Origin of the sequence: Bradyrhizobium sp. JR4.3 (assembly GCF_040547695.1) — a bacterium.
Lineage (GTDB): Bacteria > Pseudomonadota > Alphaproteobacteria > Rhizobiales > Xanthobacteraceae > Bradyrhizobium > Bradyrhizobium canariense.
The window spans coordinates 1-18192 of record NZ_JBEPQF010000022.1 but is presented as its reverse complement, the minus strand read 5'-3'; the positions used below and the strand labels follow the sequence as shown (position 1 = coordinate 18192).

Below are 18192 nucleotides of genomic sequence, written 5' to 3'. Positions count from 1 at the left end.
GGGAATGTACGCGCGAATTTTTCCCGCCGACGAAGCGTCGTATCTCCACGCGTCAGGCACGCTTCCCGCCGATCGAGACAAACGCGATGAAGCCATCGAGGCGCTCGACTGTTCTGGACGGGCGTGTTGCTCGACGTTCTGATGCGACGGTTCAGCCAACCGGTCCGGGTGTCCAATCGCCGCCGGCAAGCGGCCGGACTTTTACGTCAGGAATGACCCCGCGCTCCAGGCTCGGATCGAAATGGCGCATCGTCCGCTCATTGAAGTCGATGATGCGGCCCGGCCTTAGCGGTCCCACGTCATTTATCCTGACGATGACCTTCTTGCCGACGGCCTCGACGAGGGCATATTTCGGCTTCGCGCCAAATTGGACCCCACCGAATTTCTTACGCAAGCTCGTCTTGATGGCGGCCGACCAGACCGAGGGATCATAGCGCTCGCCGGAAGCCGTCTTCGGGCCGCCCTCCTCTTTGCCGGGCTTGAACGGATTGTACATGGATGCCGCGCCAACGATCGCTTCCCCGGAAGCGGCATTGTCGGCGGCGCTTGAGTGAACCCCACCAGCTTCACATCGCGCAATAGAAACGGAAACGGCAAGCGCAACCACGGCGCCGCAAATTGCGGCGCTCGATCGAAACACCATTATATCTCCTGTGATTTTCGATTGTTCGGTTCCGATGCCGCAAATCGTTTTGCGGGTCGAGCCAACCCCTGGCTCCGGAACCGTTTGTAGGAACCCCAACGGTTCCAGCACGGCGTTTTAGTTGTCGCCGTCTAAGACAGACATTGCGTCAACAGCATGACGACGAGAGCCCCGACGAATAGCTGCGAACTGACAGTGCCGGCCTCTAACAAATCGGCAGAGGGCCGGCAAAGGACTATGCAGCCGAAATATTCCTCACGGTCGTCTCGGCCTGCTCGGCGAGCCAATTCACGAATAACTCGACGCTGCGATCGCCGATCAAATCGGCTGGCCACTGGGCAACCTGAATTTTCGTGCACTCGACTGCGGGGTAATCGGCGAGTGCGGACACGAGGCGTCCAGACGAAACCGCATCTGCCACAAGAAGTGAGCGCCCAAGTGTCACCCCGGCTCCTTCGGCCGCAGCCGACATGCACATTCCCATGTCGTCCAGCGTCAGGCTGCCAGCGGCAGCGCCCGATTTCGGCAATCCCAGGCGTCTAAACCAGGAGGGCCAACCCCAGTCGCCGGTCGCGTTGTCGCCTTTGTGGATGAGCGGCAGGGCCAGCAAGCCGTCGGGGTCCGTCAAGGGACGCCGCCGGGGCAACAGGTGCGGCGCACAGACGGGAAAAATCCGCTCCCAAAACAGCGGCAATTGAGTCGACGTCCGCCGTGCGTCTTCGCCGGCGTTCCAGACAATTCGCACGTCGAGCGGCCGCTTTGAACTGTCACCCGTCTCCAGTGGTTTGAGATCAACGTTGATCGACGGATATCGCGCCGTAAAGTCTGGTAGGCGGCGGACGAGCCACCAGGTTGCCAACGCCGAGCCGGCGCCCACGCGCAACGTCGTTCGGTTCGAGCGTCGCCGCACCTGAGCATCCAGCGCACCAAGCGCGTCGAGTGCTGCGGCAAGCTCTTGCCTAAGCTGCGCGCCGGCAGGTGTTATCCCGATCCCTGGATTCTGCCGCTGCAACAATGCGACCCCGAAATGGTCCTCCAGTTTTCGAATCTGATGGCTGACGGCACTCTGCGTGACGCCCAACTCCGCCGCGGCGCGCGTGAACGAGCCATGGCGGGTGACAGCGTCGAACGCGACAAGGGGTGCGAAGGGTGGCAAGCGGCGTGGCATCTCGATCTCCTCAAGCCATGATACAGATTCATGAGGTTTTGAGGAACCATCATTCGACCAAAGCCCGTTGCCCGGCCAACCATGCTCCATGGAGGCCGAAACAACCATGCTCGACAAACCTCAGCACGACGATGATGAAATGCCGAGCGCCAGTTGGCTTGCCGATGACGGCCATCGCGGCAATCGCATGTCCCTGGAAACGGCGACGCTGCTTGCAGCGTGCTTGAGCGGCTCTCTGTTTCAAGTCGACCTGACGGCTCTAGCGGCTGCCTTACCCGATGTTGGCCACGATCTCGGTGCCGCTTCCGCACGAGCGGCCTGGGTCATCGACGTCTACAGCCTTGCCTTGATCTTCTGTTTGCCGATTGCAGGTAGCCTTGCCGACAGATACGGACGCGTTCAAATGTTCACCTGGGGTGCAGGGCTGTTTGGCCTGGCCTCTCTGCTGTGCGCGTGCGCCAACACGCTCGACGTTTTGCTGACATTCCGCACATTGCAAGGTATCGCCGGTGCCTGCATCACCAGCACCTCGTCTGCCCTCCTTGCTGGTGCTTACGAGGGACCCCGACGTGCGCGGGCGTTTGGACTTTGGGGCACGATCGTCGGTGCCTCGATGGTCGCTGGCCCGCCGCTCGGATCGCTCCTGGCTGATACGATCGGGTGGCGCTGGATTTTCTGGATCAACTTGCCGCTTTGCGCCGTTTTGGTCTTCCTGGTGCTGTACAGAATTGGCAATGAGCTCGACCAGCAGCGTTCGAGCGCCAAGGTGGATTGGCTCGGTGCTGGCCTTCTTGCGACAATTTCGGCGGCGTTGGCGTTTATGTTGCTGGAAGCAGCCGCGCTTGGTGGCGTCGCCTCGGCGACGTTCCTGATGGGACTCGCCGCTTCGGGGATTGCGCTCCTCCTTTTCGTTTGGGTGGAACGCCGACATCCCAACCCGGCGTTCGATCTCAAGCTGTTCGGATCTCGGCAGTTCGTCGCGATGTGCCTCGTCCCGATGGCGGGATCGACCGGCTTCTGGTCGCTTCTCGTCTACGTGCCGCAATTGGCGCGCGGTCCGTTGGGTCTCAGTCCGTTTGGGGCGGGCTGGCTCCTGGTCGCGCTCACATTGCCGATGATGGTGTTGCCGCGCTATGGAGCGGTTTTGACGACCCGCATCCCATCACGCTCGTTCTTCTGTGGTGGTCTCGCGCTTATCGGGGTGGCTGACCTGGCCCTTGGTGCAATCTCCGGCGGAAACGTGGGGCCGGACACGCTGGTAGTGACAGTCATTGCGTTGCTCGTCAGCGGGTCAGGCTGTGCCGTGATCAACGCGCAGATCACTGCCGCCGCCGTGTCGGCAGTTCCAAGCGATCGTGCGGCGACCGCATCTGCCATTTGCGTCACGATGCGCCAAATCGGTTTCAGCTTCGGGATCGCACTTTTGGGCGCGGCCCTGCAGTTCAGTTCGAATGGCGACTATCTCGCCCCGTTTATCGTTGCAGGCGCATCGACCCTTGCTCTGACAGCCATCGTCTATTGGCTTATGGATGAGAAACCGGCTGCATAGCGGCGGGTGATCGACGGCAGTTCAGGAGCAAAAATCAAAGTGTCGGCGTTGCCGCAATCTGCTTCACCCCCATGAGCGGGCATCCGCCGTCTATGACTGCACGCCCTTGCTAAGAGCAACCACCTACCCCTCCATCACCCCGCCCCGCTTGATCAGCTCCTTCCCCACCGCAGCCAGATGCACCTGATCCGGCCCGTCGCCGATGCGGATGAAGCGGGCGTAGACGTAAGCACGCGCCAGGAAAGTATCCTGCGAGACGCCGGCGGCGCCGTGGATCTGGATGGCGCGGTCGATAACGCGGGCGGCCATGCTGGGCACCACGATCTTGGCGGCCGCAATCAGGTCGCGCGCCATCTTGTTGCCCTCGCGGTCCATCCTGTCGGCGGCTTGCAGCGTCAAGAGCCGCGCCTGCGCAATCTCGCAGAATGAATGTGCGATGTCCTCGCGCACCGAGCCCTGCTCTGCGAGCGGCTTGCCGAACGCCGTGCGGGAGACCGCGCGCTGGCACATCAATTCGAGCGCACGCTGGGCGCAGCCGATCAGCCGCATACAATGATGGATACGGCCGGGGCCGAGCCGGCCTTGCGCGATCTCGAAGCCGCGGCCCTCGCCGAGCAGGATGTTCTCCGCGGGCACGCGAACGTTCTCGTAGACGATCTCGGGATGGCCGACCGGCGCGTCGTCATAGCCGTAGGTCAGCATGTCGCGCACGATGCGCACGCCGGGCGTCGCTTTCGGCACCAGGATCATGGATTGCTGACGGTGGCGGTCGGGATCGTCAGGCGCGGTCTTGCCCATCACGATCAGGATCTCGCAATCCTCGTTCATCGCGCCGGAGGTGAACCATTTGCGGCCGTTGATGACGTAGTCGCCGCCGTCGCGCCTGATCTCGCACTGGATGTTGGTGGCATCGCTGGAGGCGACCTGCGGCTCCGTCATCGAGAAGCCGGAGCGGATGCGCCCCTCCAAAAGCGGCTTCAGCCAGCGCTCCTGCTGTGCCGGCGTGCCGTAATTGGCCAGCACCTCCATGTTGCCGACATCGGGCGCCGAGCAGTTGAACACCTCGGGCGCCCACAGGATGCGGCCCATGATCTCCTTCACCGGCGCGTATTCGAGGTTGGTCAAGCCAGTGTTGTTAAGGTCTTGGCCGTGCTCGCCGGAGAGGAACAGATTCCAAAGCCCCTGCTCGCGCGCCAGCCGCTTCAGGTCCCGAAGGAGCTGCGGCGTCTTGTAGCGTGTCGCTTCCGGCTTCACCTGCTCGTAATAGAGCTCCTCGACCGGCTCGACATGCGTCCGCATGAACCGGCGGACGCGCTCTTGCAATTCCATCGAGCGGGCGGAGTGTTGAAAATCCATTCTTGATCCTCCCGTTCGCCGACCTTCGCGCCAGTCTCGTAGGGTGGGCAAAGCGAAGCGTGCCCACCGCTTCTCTCGAAGCATTGATAGGTGGTGGGCACGGCGCAAGTGCGCCTTTGCCCACCCTACGATTCCGAACTCGCGGAGAGAGCTCCCTCAACCCGTTCGTCGACCTCGCGCAGTCCCCTCACGTCCCTCGCAGCAGCTCGCTCGCGACGATCCAGTCGTTGCCGTCGAACTGGAGCATGTAGCCGTCCTTGATCGGGCGGAAATCCTGCGGCGTGGTGTTGAGGGTGATGCCGGGCAACAGCAGCGACAGCGGCACGTTCTTCAGATTGGCCGCCTGCGCCATGATGTTCTCGCGCGTCAGATTGTCCTTGCACTGCTTCAGCAAGACCACCAAGGCCTCGGCGACGGTGTAGCCGTAGAGACCCGCGACGTTGTTGACGTCGGCATTGGGCAGGCGCTTCTTCATGAAGTCGCTATAGGCCGTCATCGCCGGATCGTCCTTCGGCGCCTCGACGAACGGCTTGAGCGAGCCGAGCGAGAGCACGCCCTTGCCGGCGTCGAGGCCGGCCGGGACCATCACGGTGGCCTTGTTGGCGCAGCCCGAGGCGAGGAAGCGCGTCGCCTGCCAACCGACCTCATGCGCTTTCCGGATCGCCTGGGCGCAAGCGCGCGGCGTCACCGAATAGATCATGAACACGTCGGCCTTGGTGTTGGCGAGCGTCAGCACCTGGGAATCGACGGTGGGGTCGGCGACCTCGAAGCTCGACGCCATCGCGATCGCCTTGTCGGCGTCGGCACCGAGCGCCTCCTTGACGCCGCGCAGATATTCCTTGCCGGCGTCGTCGTTCTGATAGAGCACCGCGAACCGCGCGTTCGGGTTCTTGGCGCGGGCATAGGCGACGTCGATCGCGGCCTCGCTGGTGTAGTTCGGCGCCCATGGCAGCGCCATCGACCAGGGCATGTTGGCGGGGTCGTTCCACTTCGAGGCCGAGCTGATCAGAAACAGCTGCGGCACCTTGTTGCTGTTAAGATATTTCGCGATCGCCGAGCTCGGCGCGGTGCCCATGGTCGCGAAGATGAAGGCGACGCCGTCGCCCTCGACCAGCCGGCGCGCCGCTTCCATGGTTTTCGGCGGCGAGAAGGCGTCGTCGAGCGACAGGAGATTGAGCTTGCGGCCGTTGATCCCGCCCTTCTCGTTGACCTCGTCGAAATAGGCCGAGATCACCCTGCCGGTGATGCCGAGCGGCGATGCGGGGCCGCTATAGGGCATGGTGTTGCCGATCTTGATCTCGGTGTCGGTGACGCCGGGACCGTAGGATTTTTGCGCGGAGACAGGCGTGGACAGGCAGGCAGCCAAGGCTGCAGCCAGGACCAAAGCGGCTTTCATGGTTTCTCCCCGGTGATGATCGCCGCGCGAGTCGGAAGGCGCGGCGTGCTGCTTTTTGCCAGCACGCCAGATCAGCGGAGTTCCGTGAGAGGGTCTTGCGTCGAGTTGCTGATCAGTGGCGCCGCTTCAGGCTGAAGCCCAGGCTCACCCACCCCGCGCCCGCCATGATCAGGTCGATGCCGAGAAACAGGCCGAGGATGTAGACGCTGTTCACCGGCCAACGTGCCAGGATCAACAGCCCCAGCAGCAGCGTGATGGCGCCCGAGAGCGCCACCCAGACCCACGGACTTTCACGCTTCATGCTGAAGGCGAGAAAGAGCCGGACGGCGCCGGAGGCGAGCAGCGATGCGCCCAGGAACAGAGTCAGCAACACTGCAGCAAACAGCGGGTTCTCGAAGGTGAGAAAGCCCGCGATAACATAGAGTACGCCGAGCAAGGCCCAGATCACAAACTTGCCCCAGCTTTTCATCTGGAACGCGCCGATGATTTCGGCCGCGCCCGCGACGATCATCATGGCGCCAACCACGATGACGCTCGCCACCGTCGCCATTACCACGCTGCCAAGTGCGACGAAGCCGGCGACGAGGTAGACGACTCCCAAGGCTACGATCCAGCCCCATTTGGCATGCAGGGCCGAGATCCCGGAGCCCAGGCCGGAAGGATGGGAGGTATCCGAGGCACTTGTCATGACGGCGACTCCTGCATGGAAGCCCGCGAGCACAGGCCAGTATAGCGCGCGCCGCACCGGGACAACAGCCAGCACAGCAGCCCTCGCGGCCAGCAACATTGACGCAAATCAAGACCGGATGCGCGCCTCAGCCGCGTGTTCGCTCCATCTCCAGCTCGGCCTTGAGATTGTCGAGATCCCTATAAATTGAAGCAACCGCGAGGACGCGGCCGCCCTTGCGATACTTCAGCAGGCAGTCCTTGCCGGAAATGCTGCCGTCGATCGCGATGTCGTCGAAGCTCTCGGCATGGCCGACATAGTTGATCGGTACGTCATAGTGCTGAGACCAGAAGAACGGCACGGCTTCGAAGCGCTCGCGCTTGCCGAGCATGTTGCGTGCCGCGGTCTGGCCCTGCCGCTCCGCCACGACCCGGTGCTCGACGCGGATGGTTTGCCGCGAATGCGGATCGGGCCAGCGCGCGATGTCGCCGGCCGCGAAGATACCGGCTATGCTGGTCTCAAGATATTCGCTGACGCTGACGCCCCGGTCCGCCGCAAGCCCCGCCTGCTCGGCGAGCGCGAGGCGCGGCTTGACGCCGATGCCGACCACGACCAGTTCGGCCTCGATCACGACGCCGCTCTTCAACGTGGCGCGCGTGCCGTCCAGCTTTTCCACCGTGTCCTCGAGATGGAAGTTGACGCCGTTCTCCTCATGCAGCGCGCGCACGAAGTCGCCCATCTCGGGACCGAGCACCTTCTGCATCGGCCGTTCGTCCGGCGCGACCACGTGCACCTCGATCTTGCGTGCCCGCAAGGAGGCCGCAACCTCGAGGCCGATGAAGCTGGCGCCGATCACCAGCGCACGCTTAACGCTGCCGGTCGCCTTGATGATGGCGCGGCTGTCGGCGACGGAGCGCAGGGTGTGGACATGAGGCTGGTCGGCACCCGGAATCTGCAATCTGACCGGCTCGGCGCCGGTCGCGAGCAGCAGCCGGTCGAACGGTAGCCTGTCGCCGTTGCCCAGCGTCACGCTACGCGTCTTCGCCTCGATCGCGGCGACATTCGTGTTGAGCCTGAGATCGATGCCGGCGTCCTGATAATAGTCCTCGCCCCGCAGCGGCAGCCAATCCTCCGGCGCGTTGCCCGCGAGGTAATCCTTGGAGAGATTGGGCCGGTCCACCGGCATCGCGCTGTCATTGCTAAGCATGGTGATGGCGCCGGCAAAGCCCTCGCGACGGAGCGTCTCCGCCGCCGCGAAACCCGCCGCGCCGCCACCGATGATGACGAATTTTTCCGGCGTTGGCGCTGTCCGGTGAGGCGCCGGAGGCTTCGGCACCTCGCGCTTACGCTGAACGACGATCTTGTCCTGATCGCGCGAGACCTCCCACACTGCCAGCGCATTCAGCGCCGGCGGGCGGGTCGCCTCGCCTGACCGCAAGGAGAAGCAGGCGTGATGCCAGGGGCAGCGGATGGTGTCACCAACCACCAGTCCTTCGGCGAGCGGGCCGTGATAGTGGCTGCAGGCCGGCTCGATCGCAAAGACCTCACTGCCGGCCTGCACCAGCAGGACGTCTTCCTCGCCGACATGGCCGAGCAATTTGCCGTCCTTGAACGCGGCGAGCGTCACGCCACGGCTCAGGTCGGGCCCGCTTGGCTGCTTGTCTTCGGTCATGGCGTCGCCTCCTTGAGCCGTCGCGGTTCAATCGTCCGAATTGGCCAGCCCCAGCAGCTCCTGGCGTGTCAACGCATTGTCGCGGAACACGCCGAGCATGCGGCTGGTGACGAGATCGGTCCCGGGCTTGTGCGCGCCGCGCGTGGTCATGCAGTGATGCGTTGCCTTGATGATGACCCCGACGCCTTCGGGCCTCAGCACATCGTTGATGGTGTTGGCGATCTGCGCGGTCATCTTCTCCTGGATCTGAAGTCGCTTGGCGTAGATGTCGACGAGACGCGCGAGCTTGGAGATGCCGACGACGCGCCCTTGCGGAATATATGCGACCCAGGCGCGGCCGACGATCGGTGCCATGTGGTGCTCGCAATGGCTTTCGAAGCGAACGCCGCGCAGGACGATCATCTCGTCATAGCCTTCGATCTCCTCAAACGTCTTTTGCAGGATTTCGGTCGGATCCTGCGCATAGCCGGAGAAATACTCCTCGAAGGCGCGGGCGACCCGGCCCGGCGTATCGCGCAGACCGTCGCGCGCGGGATCATCGCCGGCCCAGCGGATCATGGTCCGGATCGCCTGCTCGACCTCCGCCCTCTCAGGCCGCTCGCTCGGCGCCTGCGCGACCGCGACACGTTCCAGCCTGCGCGTTTGCGTCTTCATCGAAAACCTCCCCTGCAACGAACCGCATACAGAAAGCGGCCCCACAGCTTGGACGGCTGCGATTGGAAAAGGTTCCCGGGATCAGGAAAAATCGGAAGCTGCGAGAGCGGCAAGACAGTGGGGACGAGAAACCCGGCTCTATGAGGCCGCTTTCCGCACATCGAGCATGGCCTGCGCCCATTCGGCCGGCCGCTCCTGCGGCAAATTGTGGCCGGCCCCTGCAAAGACGCGCCGCTCGAAAAAGCCCTCGAATTTGCCTGCATGGTGCGCCGTGCCGGAATTGACGCCGTCGCTGTCGCCATCGATCGCGATGGTCGGCACCCGGACCGGCGGCTGGGCGGCGAGCTTCGCCTCGATCGCGGCATAGGCGGGATCGCCCGCGACCAGCGCGTAACGATGTCGATAGGAGTGGATCACGACATCGACGAAATCAGGATTGTCGAACGACATTGCGCTGGTCTCGAACGTCGCATCGTCGAACGCCCATGTCGGCGACCACATCGACCAGAGCTGGCGCGCAAAACCGCGCCGGTTGCGCTCCAGCGCGCGGCGGCCGCGCTCGTTGTGGAAGAGATATTGATACCAGAGCGCCGCCTCCTCCGGTGGCGAAGCCGGCTCCATCGAACGCGCGATGTTCTGGATGTTGTAGGAATTGCCCGAGACGAGCGCGATCACGCGCTCCGGATGCAGCACCGAGACCACGCAGGCCGCGCGCCCGCCCCAGTCGTAACCGCCGACCACCGCGCGCGAGATTCCAAGCGCATCCATGAAGGCCAGCAGATCGGCGCCAAGCGCCGCCTGCTCGCCGGAGCGCAATGTCGCAGCGGAGCGGAATCGCGTCGGCCCGTAGCCGCGGAGCCAGGGCACCAGCACCCGCGCGCCCGCTTGCGCGATGATCGGCGCGGTCTCGGCATAGGCGTTCACGTCGTAGGGAAAGCCGTGACCCATGATGCAGGGCCAGCCGTCCGGCGCGCCGTATTCACGGTAGGCAATGTCGAGGATATCGGTGGCGATTGTTTTTTGTTGCATGATCGACTGACCGATTTGCAATGTCGTAGCCCGCATGCAGCGAAGCGGAATGCGGGGCGGTGCGTCCGCAGCGACAGGTTTCCCGGATTGCGCTTCGCTCCATCCGGGCTACGAGGCCGCCGCGCTATTTCTGCGGCCCGGACAACGTGATGTCACGCTCGGCGCGGAACACGTTGCTGTAGAGGTTGGCGATCCACTGCCGCCCGATCTCGGTCTTGTTGAGGTAGCCGATCTCGGTCTGGATGTGCGGTGCGACGCTGTTCCAATAGAACTGCGGATAGCGGTTCACGACGTCGGCTGGCGAATCGTAGCCGAGCTGGCGATTGATGCCGACTTCTTCGAATTCGTAATAGAGCGCATTGGCCTTGCGCAGGTAGTTGGGATCGCCGAGCTGGCCGATGAAATCGGCGGCGCGCAGGATCGAGGCCTCGTCGTCATAGTCCTGGCCTTCCTGGGCCGGAAACCGCGTGCCCTCGATGGCGCGAGCAATGCGTTCCGGATCAAGCCCTGGAATATGCCGCAGCCGCCGCGTGACATAAAGCTTGGAACGATCGACGTGATACATCATCAAACTCGCGTCCGATGCACCGCGCGGCAACGAGATCTTGGTGTCGGCCGCATCGATCACGAAGCCGTCGGCGTCATCCTCCTCGAACAGGCCGCGCACATAGCCGATGTCGTGCGCGAGGCAGGCGATCAGGACATGGACGTAGTCCGCGGCCGACAGATGCGTATGAAGACTGCGGCCGCTGAGGATGGAATGGCCGGCGAGCGTCACCAGCATCGTATGCTCGATATTGTGATAGAGTGCATCGCTATTTCCGATGCATTCCATCGCGGTGCGGGTCGCGCTCTCGACGATACTTGCAGACGTTTCGTCGTACCGGCGACGCATGAACGTACCGAGCAACTTCTCGAGGGATTCAGCCGCCAGTCTCGGCAACGTCATCATGGATGCAGCCCCGCTTGTCGGTGGTGTCCCACATCAACTCCCGACGTCTCATTCTCGTCCTCGACGCAGGCGCCAGCATAGCCCATCTTGGCCGACTGGCCAAACCCGGCGGCGCAAACACGGAAATATGTTGCGGTTTGTGCATCGCGGTTGCGGTGCCGGCCCGACGCACCTAGGCTGGGCGTCGCGGGCAAGACCCGCAATCATTCCACCAGAAGCACGTCGACGGCGACGTCGAGCTTCTGCTTCGGCGAGCCGACGATGATGCCGTCGACCGGCGAAACGTCGGAAAAGTCGCGGCCGACCGCGAGCACGATATGGTCGCCAGCAACCATAAGATCGTTGGTCGGATCGAAATCGACCCAGCCAAGCTCCTCCCCGCACCACAGCGACACCCAGGCATGGGTGGCGTCGGCGCCCTGCAGGCGCGGCTGGCCCGCCGGCGGAATGGTGCGCAGATATCCACTGACATAGGCCGCGGGCAGGCCCAGCCCGCGCAAGCCCGCGATCATCACATGGGCAAAATCCTGACAGACGCCATGGCGCTTGACGAAGACCTCGTCAAGCGGCGTCGAGATCACCGTCGCTTTGGGGTCGTAGCGAAATTCGGTGCGGATGCGATGCATCAGATCGACCGCGCCGGCGAGGATGCCGGTATCAGGTGCAAAGCTCGTCGCCGCATAGGCGGTGACCGCAGCCAGAACGGGCACCAGCGGGCTCGCAAAGACATAGCCGACCGGTGATGACGGCCCGAGGCTCGTCGCCTCGAAGGCGATGTCGCGAATGTTCTCCCAGGTCGGGCTGGCAGCGGCGCGCGCCGGCGGCTGGCGCGACACCTTCACGCGAGAGCGGGAATCGATACGCAAAGTGCGATGCGCGGCCTCGATCACGACGCTCTCGGTCAGGGTGCCGAAGAAATCGCGCCGGACGCTTCGCTCCGCGGGGCGCGGACGAATCTCGACCTTATGCGAGATCAGTTCCTGGCCATGGCCGCTCCCCGGCTCCAGCCGCAGCGTGCAGCGGGCGAAGCTGACCGGACTCTCGTATTCGTAAGTTGTGACGTGACGGATGTCGTAGATCACGCCAGCCCCGTCAGTTTTTCCGGGCGGCTGGCATTGGGGCCGTGCGGGAAATAGTGCTGCCCGACCGCCTCGGCAAGGCCGAGCAGATCCTGCTCCAGGGCGAACAGCGTCTTGACCTCGAGCTTCTCGGCCTCCGCGGTCGCGAGCATCGCCTGCAGCGCGACCGCAAGCCGCTGCGGCTTCTCGATCAGGCCGTGCTCCTTCAGGCTCGGCAGCGCGGCGATATGCTCGTTCAGCGCCGTCACCTGGAAAGCCACCGAACGCGGATTGTAGCTGTCGAGCACGGCGAGGTCGCGCACCGGCGCCAGGATCGGCGCCAGCAGATAACGCGAGCGGTAGGTGATCTGGCAATCCACCAGCGTCAGCAGAATATCGAGATCCTCGTCGCCGGCCTCGTCATAGGCAAACTGCCGGGCAAAGCGCGTGGTGTTGATGGCGCGCTCGGTGCGGCGGCCGATATCGAGGAAGCGCCAGCCGGCGGCGCGGTTCATGTTCTCATGCGCAAGGCCGGCAAAGCTCGCGAGCTCCTGCAGGGTCAGCTCGGCCGCGCTCAGCACGCTGTCGTCGTCCTCGACCTCGACGGCCAGCCGCTCGGTCATCTCGGTGATGACCTGCCAGGCATCGGGCGACAGCCGCTCGCGCAAGGAGGTCGCCGTGCGCTGGGCCGCGCGGACCAGCGACAGTGCGGAGCCGAAACGCTCCGGGCTCTGCAGCGCCTCGGCAACGATGCGGCCGGGCGCCGCGCGCGAGGTCTGTGAGATCGCGCCCCAGGTCACCAGCAGGCGCTGGATACGCTCGGCCGATTGCAGCGAGGCCGCGGTGCCCTTGTTGGGCCCGCTCGGCGAGCCCAGCGCGCGCACCAGCCGTAGCGTCGCCTCGGCGCGTTCGAGATAGCGGCCGAGCCAGAACAGATTGTCGGCGGCGCGACTCGGCAGCACGCCGGCGATCCGGCGGATGCGCACCTTGTCGGTGGCGGGCAGCAGCGTCGCGGTCGAGACCTGCTTGTCCGAGACCACCCAGACGTCGGCGGAACGCGCGCCGTCGCCCATCGACACCGCGCGCGCATCCGGCTGCTCGGCGATCCGGCAGAAGCCGCCGGGCATGATGGCCCAGCCATCGGGCGTCGCGGCTGCGAACACGCGCAGCACGAAGGGACGGGGCGTGATCTGCCCCTGCTCCCACACCGGCATGGTCGAGAGCCGCACCACCTCCTGGCCGACATAGTCCATGCCGCGCGCGCTGATTGCGTCGATCAGGCGCTGGCGTTCGGCCGCATCGAGCTCGCTCGCGAGCACGGGGCCATTGCTGTCGAAGCCGGGAACGCCGTGGCGATAGGCCCCCTCGATCGCGACCCGGTCGAGCCGCGACAACACCTCGTCGCGCGCCGAGCGCTGGCCGCACCACCAGGTCGCGATGTGCGGCATCTTCAGCTCTTCGCCGAGCAGGCGGCGGCTGAGCGCCGGCAGGAAGCCGAGCATCGCGCGCGCCTCCAGGACGCCCGAGCCCGGCATGTTGGCGACGACGACGCCGTCCTTGCGCAGCACGTCGATCAGGCCGGGCACGCCGAGCCGCGAGGAGGCATCGAGCTCGAGCGGATCGAGCGAATTGGAATCGACGCGGCGCAGCAGCACGTCGAGGCGCTTGAGGCCCGCAACCGTGCGGATGTGGATATGGTTGTCGCTGACGGCGAGATCGTCGCCCTCGACCAGCAGGAAGCCGAGATAGCGCGCCAGCGTCGCGTGCTCGAAATAGGTCTCGCTGAAGCTGCCCGGCGTGAGCACGCCGATCCGCGGCTCGTCGCGGTCCGCGCGCGCCCGAAGACTGTCGCGAAACGCCTCGAAGAACGGCGCGACGCGCGGCACGTTCATCGACTTGTAGAGATCGGAGAAGGCGCGCGAGAGCACCAGGCGGTTCTCCAGCGCATAGCCCGCGCCGGAAGGTGCCTGCGTGCGGTCGCCGAGCACCCACCAGCGGCCGTCGGGCCCGCGGCCGACATCGGCGGCATAGAGCGAGAGATAGCGCCCGCCCGGCGGCGGCACGCCGCAGACGGGACGGAGATATTCGGGGCTGCCGGCGATCGCGGCGGCAGGCAGCGCGCCTTCGGCGACGAGACGGCCCTCGCCATAGATGTCGCGCAGCACGAGCTCGAGCAACTCGGCGCGCTGGGTGATGCCGTCGGACAGCTGCTTCCAGTCGGCCTCGTCGATCAGCAGCGGCAGATGGCTGATCGACCAGGGCCGGTCGGCGCTCTCGCCGGGCGCGCGATAGGTGACGCCGGCCTCGCGGAGATGACGGTCGGCCATGCCGAACCGCCGCTCGACCTCGTCGGGCGCGAGCGCGCCGAAGGCATCGAAGAAGCGGCTCCACACCGCGCGAGGCTTGCCGTCCGGGCCGAGAAACTCGTCGGGGATGCCGGGCAGGCGCTTATAGTCGCGGACCCATTGCGCAAAACGGCGCTGGCCTTCACGTTGACCTTGCGCCTTACCCGCCTTGTCGTCCTCTTCGGCTGCGCCCTCGGCCATGCGCCTCTCCCTGCCCCCGCATCATACTCATTGCAGGAGCGGGGACCGCAAGTCGAGGGTCAGCGGAAACTCATTTGTGCGTTCCTCGGGCGGCGGCTGCATCGGGCCCGGCGTATGGCCGTGGTCCTGGAAGCGCGCCAGCCGCCGCGCCTCGGCCTCGTAGGTGTTGACCGGCTTGGTGTCGTAGCTGCGGCCGCCGGGATGGGCGACGTGATAGACGCAGCCGCCGAGCGAGCGGCCGTTCCAGGTGTCAATGAGGTCGAACGTCAGTGGCGCGTGAACGGGAATGGTCGGGTGCAGGCCGGAGGCCGGCTGCCAGGCCTTGAAGCGGACGCCGGCCACGGCTTCGCCGGAGCGGCCGGTGGCGGTCATCGGCAGGCGACGGCCGTTGCAGGTGACGATGTGGCGGCCCTCGACGAACCCCTCCGCCTTGACCTGAAGCCGCTCGACCGATGAGTCGACATAGCGCACGGTGCCGCCGGCCGAGCCCTCCTCGCCGAGCACGTGCCAGGGCTCCAGCGCCTGCCGCAGCTCCAGCGTCACGCCGCCATGATGGATGCGGCCAAAAGCTGGGAAGCGGAATTCGAGCTGGGCCAGATACCATTCAGGCTCGAACGGATAGCCGGACTGCTTCAACTCGGTGAGCACTTCGAGGAAATCTTCCCAGATGAAGTGCGGCAGCATGAAGCGGTCGTGCAGCGCCGTGCCCCAGCGCACGAACTTGCCTTGTTGCGGCTCGCGCCAGAATTTTGCGATCAGCGCGCGGATCAGCAGCTGCTGCGCCAGCGACATGCGCGGATCCGGCGGCATTTCGAGCGCGCGGAATTCGACCAGCCCAAGCCGGCCGGTCGTGCCATCAGGTGAATAGAGCTTGTCGATGCAGATCTCGGCGCGATGGGTGTTGCCGGTGATGTCGACGAGGAGATGCCGGAACAAGCGATCCACCAGCCACAGCGGCGCCTGAGTGCCTGGCGGCGGCACGTGCGTGAGCGCGACCTCGAGCTCGTAAATGCTGTCGTGGCGGGCTTCGTCGATGCGCGGCGCCTGGCTGGTCGGGCCGATGAACAGGCCGGAGAAGAAATAGGACAGCGACGGATGACGCTGCCAGTGCAGCACCAGGCTCTTCAACAGATCAGGCCGGCGCAGGAACGGCGAGTCCTGCGGATTCGAGCCGCCGACCACGACGTGATTGCCGCCGCCGGTGCCGGTGTGGCGGCCGTCGACCAGGAAGCGATTGGCGCCGAGGCGCGTCTTGCCGGCATCTTCATAGAGCCCGGCGGTGATGTCGACCGCCTCGCGCCAGTTTTTTGCCGGCTGGACGTTGACCTCGATCACGCCGGGATCGGGCGTCACCTTGATGACGTCGACGCGCGGATCGAATGGCGGCGGATAACCCTCGACGTGGACCTGGAGCTGCATCTCCTCGGCCGTGGCTTCGAGCGCCGCGATCATCTCGAGATAATCCTCGATCTGCTCGACCGGCGGCATGAAGGCACAGAGCACGCCATCGCGAACCTCGACCGACATCGCGGTGCGGACCGGGACGGAGGTGTTGAGCTCTTCCGGCTCGAGCCGCTCCGGCGAGTCGGGACGCGCCGGAAGGCTGAACACCGGCAGCTTGCCGCGGGCCTCCATCGGGTCCCGCTCGACGATGTAGGGATATTGATCGGGCGGGACATAGCCGAGCGAGTCCAGCGGCAGGCGCAGGCCGAGCGGCGAATCGCCCGGCATCAGGAACAGATGACTGCGCCGGAGCTGCCAGCGCTCGCTGCGCCAGCGTGGTGCCGCGTTCCAGCGCTGCACCGGCAGCACGAAGCCGCGAGGATTGTTGAGCCCCTGCTCGAACACCCGCGCCATCCGCGCGCGGGCCTCCGGATCGGACAATTTGGAATCGGAGGGATCGACGTTGACGGGAAGCTCGGATTCCTTCTGCAGCCAGTACGCGGTGTCCTCATAGGCCGGCATGATGTAACCGGGATCGAGGCCAAGCCGTAACGCCGCGCCTTCCACGAACGCCTGGACGTCCTTGGCCTGTGCCGGCCGCGGATTTTCAATGCTGGCAATGAGGTCGGCATTCTTCCAGATCGGCACGCCGTCCTTGCGCCAGTACAGGCCGAACGCCCAACGCGGCAGGCTTTCGCCGGGATACCATTTGCCCTGCCCGAAGTGCAGCAGGCCCCCGGGTCCGAAACGCGCGCGCAGGCGGCGGATCAGATCGTCGGCGAGCCCGCGCTTGGTCGGACCGACGGCATCCGTGTTCCACTCGGCGCCTTCGAGATCATCGACGGAGACGAAGGTCGGCTCGCCGCCCATGGTCAGACGCACGTCCTGCGCCGCAAGATCGCCGTCGACCTGCTCGCCGAGATCGTTGAGCCGTATCCAGGATTCGTCCGAGAACGGTTTTGTGATGCGCGGCGCCTCGCGAATGCGCTTGACGCTCATGTCGAAGGCGAATTCGACCTCGGCAAAGCCGGCCCCGCCGGAGATCGGCGCGGCCGAGCGGTAGTGCGGCGTCGCCGCGACCGGGATGTGGCCCTCGCCCGCGAGCATGCCCGAGGTCGCGTCGAAGCCGATCCAGCCGGCGCCCGGCAGGTAGACCTCGGCCCAGGCGTGGAGATCGGTGAAATCGTTCTCGACCTCCGGCGGCCCCTCGATCGGATCGATGTCGGGACGGACCTGGATCAGATAGCCGGAGACGAAACGGGCGGCGAGACCGAGATGACGGAAGGTCTGGATCAGAAGCCAGGCGGAGTCACGGCATGAGCCGGCCGCGGAGGAGAGCGTCTCCTCCGGCGTCTGCACGCCCGCCTCCATGCGGATGACGTAGCCGATCCTTTTCTGCAGCTCCCTGTTCAGGTCGACCAGGAAGTTGACGGTGTTCGGGGCTTCGGGCGGGATCGTGTCGAGATATTTCGCGAACAGCCGATCGGGCTTGACGGTCTCGAGATAAGGCGCGAGTTCGGTCTTGAGATCTTGCGTATATTCGAACGGAAAGCTGTCGGCATAGGGCTCGACGAAGAAGTCGAACGGATTGACCGTGGTCATCTGCGCCGTGAAATCGACCTCGATCTTGAGCTCGGTCGTCTTCTCCGGGAAGACATAACGCGCGATCCAATTGCCCAGCGGATCCTGCTGCCAGTTCACGAAATGATTGGCCGGCGTGACCTTGAGCGAATAACTCAGGATCGGCGTGCGCGTATGCGGCGCCGGCCGCAGACGGATGGTCTGCGGGCCGAGATCGATCGGGCGGTCGTATTTGTAGTGCGTGACGTGGTGTAATGCGACGTAGATCGACACGGGGTGCGGTACTCCAGCAGCTTTTTTGAGCAGAACACCGCTGGTGACCTCGATCAAGCACTAACAACGGGCAAAGGGTGCCTACGCAAGGTGCGGGCGGTCGCTTTCTTCCTTCTCCCCTTGTGGGCCTGTTGCGCTATTGGCTTTTGAGGCTGAAGACGTCGAGAGAGAAGGTCTGGGTCGCGACAGGCTCCGGCCAAGACTG

At 64.9% G+C, this 18192-nt stretch carries 13 protein-coding genes; 1 reads left to right on the top strand and 12 read right to left on the bottom strand.

Going from position 1 to position 18192, the window contains the following annotated elements; genetic code table 11:
* Window positions 1-151 precede the first annotated feature (151 nt).
* Together ABIB91_RS28500 and ABIB91_RS28495 are read right to left on the bottom strand one after the other, a co-directional pair.
* Window positions 152-643 carry a septal ring lytic transglycosylase RlpA family protein gene (locus ABIB91_RS28500; RefSeq protein ID WP_007593634.1) on the bottom strand — a complete coding sequence of 164 codons (492 nt, stop codon included), beginning with the start codon at window positions 641-643 and terminating at the stop codon, window positions 152-154.
* Between the two features lie 235 nt (window positions 644-878).
* Complete coding sequence (locus ABIB91_RS28495; protein WP_354169563.1) at window positions 879-1919, bottom strand: LysR substrate-binding domain-containing protein; 1041 nt, start codon at window positions 1917-1919, stop codon at window positions 879-881.
* Here ABIB91_RS28495 and ABIB91_RS28490 point away from each other — a divergent pair.
* Window positions 1918-3360: an MFS transporter gene (locus ABIB91_RS28490; RefSeq protein WP_354169565.1), complete on the top strand. Its 1443-nt coding sequence runs from the start codon at window positions 1918-1920 to the stop codon at window positions 3358-3360. The two genes, ABIB91_RS28495 and ABIB91_RS28490, sit on opposite strands and share 2 nt — an antisense overlap.
* A 123-nt stretch (window positions 3361-3483) precedes the next feature.
* Here ABIB91_RS28490 and ABIB91_RS28485 read toward each other — a convergent pair whose 3' ends face one another.
* The 10 genes from ABIB91_RS28485 to ABIB91_RS28440 all read right to left on the bottom strand — a co-directional run bounded on the left by ABIB91_RS28485 (window position 3484) and on the right by ABIB91_RS28440 (window position 17987).
* Window positions 3484-4716, bottom strand: coding sequence for an acyl-CoA dehydrogenase family protein (locus ABIB91_RS28485; protein ID WP_354169567.1), 1233 nt, complete (start codon window positions 4714-4716; stop codon window positions 3484-3486).
* 187 nt (window positions 4717-4903) lie between these two features.
* Window positions 4904-6112 (bottom strand): ABC transporter substrate-binding protein, encoded by a 1209-nt coding sequence (locus tag ABIB91_RS28480; protein WP_354169569.1) that lies wholly within the window; start codon window positions 6110-6112, stop codon window positions 4904-4906.
* Between the two features lie 112 nt (window positions 6113-6224).
* The gene (locus ABIB91_RS28475) at window positions 6225-6800 is read right to left on the bottom strand and encodes an HdeD family acid-resistance protein (protein ID WP_007593641.1); all 576 of its coding nucleotides are present in this window, start codon (window positions 6798-6800) and stop codon (window positions 6225-6227) included.
* A gap of 127 nt (window positions 6801-6927) precedes the next feature.
* Window positions 6928-8451: an FAD-dependent oxidoreductase gene (locus ABIB91_RS28470; RefSeq protein WP_354169571.1), complete on the bottom strand. Its 1524-nt coding sequence runs from the start codon at window positions 8449-8451 to the stop codon at window positions 6928-6930.
* 27 nt (window positions 8452-8478) lie between these two features.
* Window positions 8479-9105, bottom strand: coding sequence for a GTP cyclohydrolase I FolE (folE, locus tag ABIB91_RS28465; RefSeq protein WP_007593645.1), 627 nt, complete (start codon window positions 9103-9105; stop codon window positions 8479-8481).
* A gap of 138 nt (window positions 9106-9243) precedes the next feature.
* A complete protein-coding gene (locus ABIB91_RS28460; RefSeq protein WP_354169573.1) occupies window positions 9244-10134 on the bottom strand; it encodes an alpha/beta fold hydrolase in 891 nt (296 codons plus the stop codon).
* A gap of 124 nt (window positions 10135-10258) precedes the next feature.
* Window positions 10259-11086: a metal-dependent phosphohydrolase gene (locus tag ABIB91_RS28455; RefSeq protein ID WP_354169575.1), complete on the bottom strand. Its 828-nt coding sequence runs from the start codon at window positions 11084-11086 to the stop codon at window positions 10259-10261.
* 203 nt (window positions 11087-11289) lie between these two features.
* Window positions 11290-12168: a transglutaminase family protein gene (locus ABIB91_RS28450; RefSeq protein ID WP_354169577.1), complete on the bottom strand. Its 879-nt coding sequence runs from the start codon at window positions 12166-12168 to the stop codon at window positions 11290-11292.
* Window positions 12165-14690 (bottom strand): circularly permuted type 2 ATP-grasp protein, encoded by a 2526-nt coding sequence (locus ABIB91_RS28445; RefSeq protein WP_354169579.1) that lies wholly within the window; start codon window positions 14688-14690, stop codon window positions 12165-12167. Before ABIB91_RS28445 ends, ABIB91_RS28450 begins: the two co-directional genes overlap by 4 nt.
* Before the next feature lie 27 nt (window positions 14691-14717).
* The gene (locus tag ABIB91_RS28440) at window positions 14718-17987 is read right to left on the bottom strand and encodes a transglutaminase family protein (RefSeq protein WP_354169581.1); all 3270 of its coding nucleotides are present in this window, start codon (window positions 17985-17987) and stop codon (window positions 14718-14720) included.
* Window positions 17988-18192: the final 205 nt, after the last annotated feature.